Here is a 7,395-nt window from a genome sequence, read left to right as displayed (position 1 = left end):
CAGGACCCGAACCACTTACGACGAAGCAACCGCGTGGTCACACCACGCCTCCCCCCAGCCCGCTTGACATCCCAACGACATGGAGTGTCTGACCTCCGTGTTGTTTGCGTCCGCGGCCGGTCGGTAAGTGGTTAGCGGGTCGGCAAATGCATAATCGCACCAAGCCTGACCCAAGCCAGACGAAGCAGTCGACGTGCGGACGCGGGAGGACAAGACATGGCGTGGCTGCTGGTCGTTGTGGCGGGATTGCTCGAAACCGGCTTCGCCGTATGCCTGAAGCTCTCGCACGGCTTCAGCAGACTCTGGCCGACGATCGCCTTTTGTGTCTTCGCCCTCGGCAGTTTCGGCCTGCTGACCCTCTCCCTGAAGAAGCTCGACGTCGGCCCGGCCTACGCGGTGTGGACCGGCATCGGCGCCGCGGGCACGGCCATCTACGGCATGGTCTTCCTGGGCGACCTGGTCTCCACCCTGAAGATCGTCTCCATCAGCCTGGTGATCATCGGGGTCATCGGCCTCCAACTCTCAGGCTCGTCCCAGTAGAGCGCCCCTCCAGGGGCTCGGGGCTGTGACATGGTGCGGCTCGCCGCGTGGGCGCAAGGCTGTGACATGGTGCGGCTCCGCCGAGTGGGCGCGAGCAGCCACACGTCCGCCGCACCCACGCACGCACGCAGATGCCGAGGAACCCCGGAAGGCGCTCACAGCCACTGCCGAGGCAGCGCCCTCCTCACCAGCTCCGTCACCCCACCGTCCCCCGCCGGAGCCGCCACACAGGACAACGACAACCGCACCACCACCTCACACACCCCCGCCAGCTCGACGGCATCCCCCCTGGTCACCCCGGGACCGGACAATGCGGCGACGGCCCGATCCCGCACGAGAGCCACCATGTCGCCCGGCGACGGCAGGGGCCCGTCGGCCCGCCGCTGCGCCGGCACCGCGGAGGACGACGGCACCGCCGAAAGCGTCGGCGAGGGCAACCGCTCGCTCCAGCAGCCGGTGAGCACGGCCCGTACGATCGCGTTGCTCCGGGCCGCCGACGTGGTCCACTCGGCCGTCGCGACCAGTCGCTCGCGCGCGTCCGCGTGGGCGGCCAGCGCGCGCTCGACGCCCGCGAGATAGCCGTCGGCCTCGCGGCGGACGAGGGCACGGGCGAGACCCTCCTTACTGCCGAACTCGTTGTAAAGCGTCTGGCGGGACACTCCGGCCACACCGGCGACGTCGATCATCCGCACCGTGGACCACGGGCGGCGTACGAGCGCCGTGTAGGCAGCGTCCAGAAGAGATTCCCGCGCTGCAGGCATCATTCGCCTCCCTGGGGCGAGCGGGCGGCACTGCAGCTCAGATTTGACGCGCACACGCGCACTGTCAAGGGTTCGCGGCGGCGCCGAGGGGCGTACGCCGGGCGCCGGGCGCCGCGATCACCCCCGACGATCTCCATGCCGTACGGCGTCGGCGATCAACGAGGCCGTATGGCTGTGGTCCAAGTGAGCGATATACGGTGCAGTCATGCCCGATTATCGCGATGACCTGCGCCTCGCCCATGTCCTGGCGGATGCCGCCGACGCCGCGACGATGGACCGGTTCAAGGCGCTCGACCTCAAGGTCGAGACGAAGCCGGACATGACGCCGGTGAGCGAGGCGGACAAGGCCGCCGAGGAGCTGATCCGCGGCCACCTCCAGCGGGCGCGGCCGCGCGACGCGATCCTCGGCGAGGAGTACGGCATCGAGGGCACGGGCCCGCGCCGCTGGGTGATCGACCCGATCGACGGCACCAAGAACTACGTGCGCGGTGTGCCCGTCTGGGCCACGCTGATCTCCCTGATGGAGGCGGGCGAGGGTGGCTACCAGCCGGTCGTCGGGGTCGTCTCCGCACCCGCGCTGAGCCGCCGCTGGTGGGCGGCGAAGGGCCACGGCGCGTTCACCGGGCGCAGCCTGTCCGCCGCGTCCCGCCTCCAGGTCTCGCAGGTCTCGCGGATGGCCGACGCCTCCTTCGCGTACTCGTCCCTGTCCGGCTGGGAGGACCAGGGCCGCCTCGACGGCTTCCTGGACCTCACGAAGGCCGTCTGGCGCACCCGCGGATACGGCGACTTCTGGCCGTACATGATGGTCGCCGAGGGCTCGGTCGACATCTGCGCAGAGCCCGAGCTGTCACTCTGGGACATGGCGGCGACCGCGATCGTGGTGACCGAGGCGGGCGGTTCCTTCACCGGCCTCGACGGCCGCCCGGGCCCGCACAGCGGCAACGCGGCCGCGTCGAACAGCATCCTCCACGACGAACTGCTGGGGTATCTGAACCAGCGGTACTGACCTGGGGTTCCAGGGACGCCCCCGGGCGCCCCTGAACTCACGGCACGCGCCCCCTTGTTGACCCTCTCTTTAACTGCGACTCTGAGAGTCCCCCCACTTGTGAACTTGTGAATCGCTTCTCTTGGTGCTTCACCAGGCTGGGCGCTTCACCAAGGAGGTGGCTCCGTCCATGCTCGTCCGCGACGCCATGAGCACGGTGGTCCTCACCATCGGCCCGGCACACACCCTCCGCCAGGCGGCCCGCCTGATGTCCACACGCCACGTCGGCGCGGCTGTCGTCCTCGACGAGGAGTCCAGCGGTATCGGCATCCTCACCGAGCGTGACATCCTCAACTCACTCGCCCTCGGCCAGAACCCGGACGCGGAGGCCGCAGGCTCCCACACCACCACCGACGTCGTCTTCGCCGCCCCCGCCTGGACCCTGGACGAAGCCGCGGCAGCCATGTCGCACGGCGGATTCCGGCATCTGATCGTGCTCGACTCGAGCGGTCCGGTCGGCATCGTCTCGGTCCGCGACATCATCCGCTGCTGGGCACCGGCCCGTCAGCGCGTACCGGCCTGAGCACACGACGGCGCCTGTATGGACAGGGTCCACCCAGGCGCCGTGTCAAACCGCAACCATCAATTGAGGAACCCCCACGGCGAGCAACCACGTCCGCGAGAGCGGCGCCGGTTTAGGCGCAAAGGGGGCGCCGGGCCTGGACCGCGGTCTCCAGCCGCTTGCCGAAGTCTCCGTCCGCCTGACGGAAGTTGTTGATCGCGCGCTCGGCGATGTCGTCACGGGAGACCTTGGCGATGAAGCCCGCGAGGTTCTCGACCAGACGGTCCTTCTCGTCCTCGGACATCAGCCGGTAGAGGTTGCCCGCCTGCACGAAGTCGGTGTCCTCAGCGTGCGAGGGCGCCTCGGTGTCGCCGGTGCGGCCGGTGACCGCGATCGGCTGCCACAGTGGCCTGTCCGTCTGGAACGGGCCACCGAAGCTGTTCGGCTCGTAGTTCTTCGCGCCCTTGTGGCGGCCGTCGTACAGGAAGCCGTCACGGCTGTTCGTACGCGCCTCGGTGGCGTGCGGGCGGTTCACCGGCAGGTGGTCGGCGTTGATGCCGACGCGGTAGCGGTGCGCGTCGCCGTACGCGAACAGACGGCCCTGGAGCATCTTGTCGGGCGACGGCCCGATGCCCGGCACGAAGTGAGCCGGGGAGAAAATGCTCTGCTCGACCTCGGCGAAGATGTTCTCCGGGTTGCGGTTGAGCTCCAGCTTGCCGATCTCGACCGGCGGATAGTCCTCGTGCGGCCACACCTTGGTGAGGTCGAACGGGTTGAAGCGGTAGTTCGCCGCCTCGGTCGCCGGCATGATCTGCACCTGCACGGTCCACGACGGGAAGTCACCGCGCTCGATGGACTCGCGCAGGTCGCGCTGGTGGGAGTCCGGGTCCTCACCGGCGATCGCTGCGGCCTCTTCCGAGGTCAGGTTCTTGATGCCCTGGTCGGTCTTGAAGTGGTACTTGACCCAGAAGACCTCGCCGGCCTCGTTGTTCCACTGATAGGTGTGCGAGCCGTAGCCGTTCATGTGACGGTACGAGGCGGGGATGCCGCGGTCACCGAAGAGCCAGGTGACCTGGTGGGTGGACTCGGGGCTCAGCCCCCAGAAGTCCCACACGTTGTCGGCCTCCTGCGAGCCCGTGTACGGGTCGCGCTTCTGGGTGTGGATGAAGTCGGGGAACTTGATGGCGTCCTTGATGAAGAACACCGGGGTGTTGTTGCCGACGAGGTCGTAGTTGCCCTCTTCGGTGTAGAACTTCAGCGCCCAGCCCCGCGGGTCACGGACGGCGTCGGCGGAGCCGAGGTTGCCGGCCACGGTGGAGAAGCGCAGGAAGGTCTCGGTCTGTTTGCCGACCTCGGAGAGGAACTTCGCGCGCGTCCACTGCGAGACGTCACGGGTCAGCGTGAAGGTGCCGTACGCGCCAGCACCGCGCGCATGCACGACGCGCTCCGGGATGCGCTCACGGTTGAAGTGCGCGAGCTTCTCGAGCAGCAGCTGATCCTGAACGAGGACGGGCCCGCCGACGCCCGCGGTCTCGCTGTTCTGATTGTCGGCAACCGGCGCGCCGGCCTCCGTCGTAAGCGGTCCCTGCGTCACGTGCGCCTCCTGCGTCATTCCTGCCCGTACCTGCACATCGGCCAATGTCGAACCCGATCCTACAATGGACAATGTCTAAGTCAAGTGAGCTTCCAAAGTCACACCTGTTCGGGATCTGGTCTCCTTGCTGTTAATCTGGTCTGTATGAGTGACCTACTGGAACGGCTGCGCGGACGCGGATGGCGAATGACCGCGCAGCGGCGTGTCGTGGCCGAGGTCCTTGACGGCGACCACGTCCACCTGACAGCCGACGAGGTGCACGCGCGCGCCGTCGCCAAGCTGCCCGAGATCTCCCGGGCGACCGTCTACAACACGCTGGGTGAGCTGGTCTCGCTCGGCGAGGTGCTCGAGGTCGCCACGGACAAGCGCGCCAAGCGGTACGACCCCAACGCGCACCGGCCGCACCACCACCTGGTGTGCGCCCAGTGCGGCGCGATCCGCGACGTCCACCCGAGCGGCAACCCGCTGGCCGACCTCCCCGACTCGGAGCGCTTCGGCTTCACGGTCTCGGACGTCGAGGTGACGTACCGGGGCGTGTGCCCGAACTGCGCGGCGGCGTAAAGCTCGCACTGGAGCCCCGGCACCTGAGCGTGCCGGGGCTTCTCGTTGCCGTCGGCACCCGCACATGACGAAGGCCCGGATCCTGAAGGATCCGGGCCTTACGTTTTTCAGTAGCGGGGACAGGATTTGAACCTGCGACCTCTGGGTTATGAGCCCAGCGAGCTACCGAGCTGCTCCACCCCGCGTCGTTGAACTGAACACTACGTTAACCACGGGACCAGCGCAAATCGCTTTCAGACCCCCTCCTCCGGTCCGCACCCACGACCCTTCGGCGCTTGAGGACGAGGCTGTTCAGGCCGATACGGGGGCCGGGTGGGGCGGCACCCCCACCACAAAGCCACCTCACGCAGACAACTCCTGCCGCAAGGCATCCCGCAACCGAGCCGCCCGCTCGGACACCTCCGCGGGCCCCAGCGAAACGGCCCGGTCGGCCCACCGCTGCCCCTCCGTCAGCTCCCCCCGCCGCGCATAGACGAGGGCCAGCCGAAGCGCCGCCCGCCCATGCCCCGCATCCGCCGCCCGAGTCCACCACAGCGCGGCCTCCGGCTCGCTCCCCTCCCGAGCCAGCAGCAGCCCAAGGTTGAACGCCCCGTTCCGTGACCCGGCCTCCGCGGCCTCCCGGTACCACCGAGCCGCCTCCACGACATCGCCACGTGCGGCGGCCAGCATCCCGACCCGCACCTGCGCCCGCCGATGCCCCTGGGACGCCGCCCGCTCGTACCACTCCTCGCACTCGCTCTTCTCGTGCGCGGGCTCCCCGAGCTCGTGCGCGGGCGCCGGCGGGCGCCGCGCGTCGAGCACGGCGGCAAGCCGGTACGCGGCCTCCGCGCTACCGCCCCCCGCCGCGCACCGCAGATGCTGCTCGGCCTCCCGCTCGTCCCCCTCCCGCAGCCGCGCGATGCCCACCTGAAGCGCCGCCTCGGTGTGCCCGGCCGCCGCCGCCCGCTCGTACCACCGCAGGGCGGCCGCGTCGTCGTCCTCGGTCGCCCGCCCGGCATGCAGAATCCCGAGATTGAACGCGGCGTCCACGCTCCCGGCCTCCGCGGCCTTGGAGAACCAGGGCTCGGCCCCGGCCGCGTCCCCGACCTGCAGCAACAGGATCGCCAAGGCGTTCGCGGCCTCCCGGTGCCCCGCGTACGCGGCCCGCCGGTACCACTGCTCGGCCTGCGCGGTCCGCCCCTGCTCGGCGCAGAGCAGACCGAGGTTGTACGCGCCGTTCACGTCACCGGCGTCCATGGCGGCGCGGTACCACCGCTCGGCGGTCTGCGTCTCGCCGCGCTCGGCATGCAGCGCGCCCAGTGCGTTGGCCGCGTTGCCGTCGCCGTCCTGCGCGGCCCGCAGCCACCACACGGCGGCGCTCTCGGTGTCGCCCGCGTCACGCAGCAGGAACCCGAGCGCACACGCGGCCCGTGCCTCGCCGTCCTTGGCCGACGTCAGATACCAGCGCCCCGCCTCCTTGAGATGGCCCCGCTTCTCGAGGATCGCCCCGAGATGCAGCGCGGCCCGCCGGTGTCCGCGCGCGGCAGCCTGCCGGTACCACTGCTCAGCCTCTTCTCCGGCGGCACCTATCACTCCGATGACACCGTTGTCAGCTCTGCGCTCGCCCGCGTCCGCGGCCTTGCGATCGAGCGTGCGCGCCAGCCGGTACGCGGCCTCGCGGTGCCCGCGCTCGGCCGCGGCCCGCATCCACTGCTCCGCACCGACATCACCGCGGTGCTCCAGCAGATCGGCGAGCGCGTACGCCCCGAGGGCGTGCCCCTGCTCGGCGGACTGGCGCAGCCAGTACTCGGCGGCGGGCTCGTCGCCCCGCTCGCGGTGGTAGCGCCCGAGCGCGTGCGCGGCGGCCGTGGACCCGGCGACAGCGGCGATCCGCCACCACCCGGCGGCATCGTCGGCGTACCCGCGCTGGTGCAGGAGGACACCCAGATTGTTGGCGGCGGCGCGGTCACCGGCGGCGGTGGCGGCGCGCAACTGAGGCTCGGCTCCGTCGAGATCGCCGCGGCGCAGCAGCATCGCACCGAGGACGCTCATCGCCTCGACGTCGCCGGCCTCGGCGGCGAGCCGCTGGCGTGCTTCCTCCACGGCCTCGGCTTCCACAGCCTCGGCCTCCGCAGCCTCGCCGGTTTCGTCCCGGTCTGAAGGCCGTACAAATCGCCCTGTATCCAACAGAGTTGCCTTGTCCCCCATAACGTCCATCGTCGCACCACCTGCAACCTGGGTACACCTGGTATACCGCAGTCAGTGAGGTCACTTCAGCGTTTTGTCGACATGCCCACAGAGAGACAAGTCAAACACAAATTTCCCAACTCCCCACGTATGCAGCAGTCTTCGGGCGCGTCGCCCACCACCGCCGTACACATCGCGCGCAGAAGTCGTACGCACGTCGTCATAC

7 protein-coding genes and 1 tRNA gene are annotated in these 7,395 nt (G+C 69.6%); 4 read left to right on the top strand and 4 right to left on the bottom strand.

The annotated features are described in order from the left end of the window. The first annotated feature begins 216 nt into the window (after positions 1-216). Positions 217-540 carry a multidrug efflux SMR transporter gene (locus AB0D57_RS26600; protein WP_362077896.1) on the top strand — a complete coding sequence of 108 codons (324 nt, stop codon included), beginning with the start codon at positions 217-219 and terminating at the stop codon, positions 538-540. A 155-nt stretch (positions 541-695) separates the two neighbouring features. Here the strand turns inward: AB0D57_RS26600 and AB0D57_RS26595 are convergent, their stop codons facing one another. After that, the gene (locus AB0D57_RS26595; protein WP_362077893.1) at positions 696-1,304 is read right to left on the bottom strand and encodes a TetR/AcrR family transcriptional regulator; all 609 of its coding nucleotides are present in this window, start codon (positions 1,302-1,304) and stop codon (positions 696-698) included. Positions 1,305-1,506: 202 nt separating this feature from the next. Here AB0D57_RS26595 and hisN point away from each other — a divergent pair, with 202 nt between their 5' ends. Both hisN and AB0D57_RS26585 read left to right on the top strand, forming a co-directional pair. Beyond that, positions 1,507-2,307 carry a histidinol-phosphatase gene (hisN, locus tag AB0D57_RS26590; protein ID WP_362077890.1) on the top strand — a complete coding sequence of 267 codons (801 nt, stop codon included), beginning with the start codon at positions 1,507-1,509 and terminating at the stop codon, positions 2,305-2,307. Between the two features lie 169 nt (positions 2,308-2,476). Next, complete coding sequence (locus AB0D57_RS26585) at positions 2,477-2,869, top strand: CBS domain-containing protein (RefSeq protein ID WP_362077887.1); 393 nt, start codon at positions 2,477-2,479, stop codon at positions 2,867-2,869. Between the two features lie 112 nt (positions 2,870-2,981). On the opposite strand, the gene AB0D57_RS26580 is transcribed toward AB0D57_RS26585, so the two are convergent. Further along, positions 2,982-4,460 carry a catalase gene (locus AB0D57_RS26580; RefSeq protein WP_362077884.1) on the bottom strand — a complete coding sequence of 493 codons (1,479 nt, stop codon included), beginning with the start codon at positions 4,458-4,460 and terminating at the stop codon, positions 2,982-2,984. Between the two features lie 126 nt (positions 4,461-4,586). Here AB0D57_RS26580 and AB0D57_RS26575 point away from each other — a divergent pair, with 126 nt between their 5' ends. Beyond that, positions 4,587-5,003, top strand: a complete 417-nt coding sequence (locus tag AB0D57_RS26575) for a Fur family transcriptional regulator (RefSeq protein WP_095747967.1) — start codon at positions 4,587-4,589, stop codon at positions 5,001-5,003. Positions 5,004-5,114: 111 nt separating this feature from the next. Here AB0D57_RS26575 and AB0D57_RS26570 read toward each other — a convergent pair. Together AB0D57_RS26570 and AB0D57_RS26565 are read right to left on the bottom strand one after the other, a co-directional pair. Further along, a tRNA-Met gene (locus tag AB0D57_RS26570) sits at positions 5,115-5,188 on the bottom strand. A gap of 157 nt (positions 5,189-5,345) precedes the next feature. After that, positions 5,346-7,199, bottom strand: coding sequence for a sel1 repeat family protein (locus AB0D57_RS26565; RefSeq protein WP_362077880.1), 1,854 nt, complete (start codon positions 7,197-7,199; stop codon positions 5,346-5,348). Positions 7,200-7,395 lie beyond the last annotated feature (196 nt).

Source organism: Streptomyces sp. NPDC048275 (genome assembly GCF_040652275.1).
In the GTDB taxonomy this organism is placed as follows: domain Bacteria; phylum Actinomycetota; class Actinomycetes; order Streptomycetales; family Streptomycetaceae; genus Streptomyces.
The sequence above is the reverse complement of the archived record's forward strand: the minus strand, read 5'-3'. Positions and strand labels throughout refer to the sequence as shown.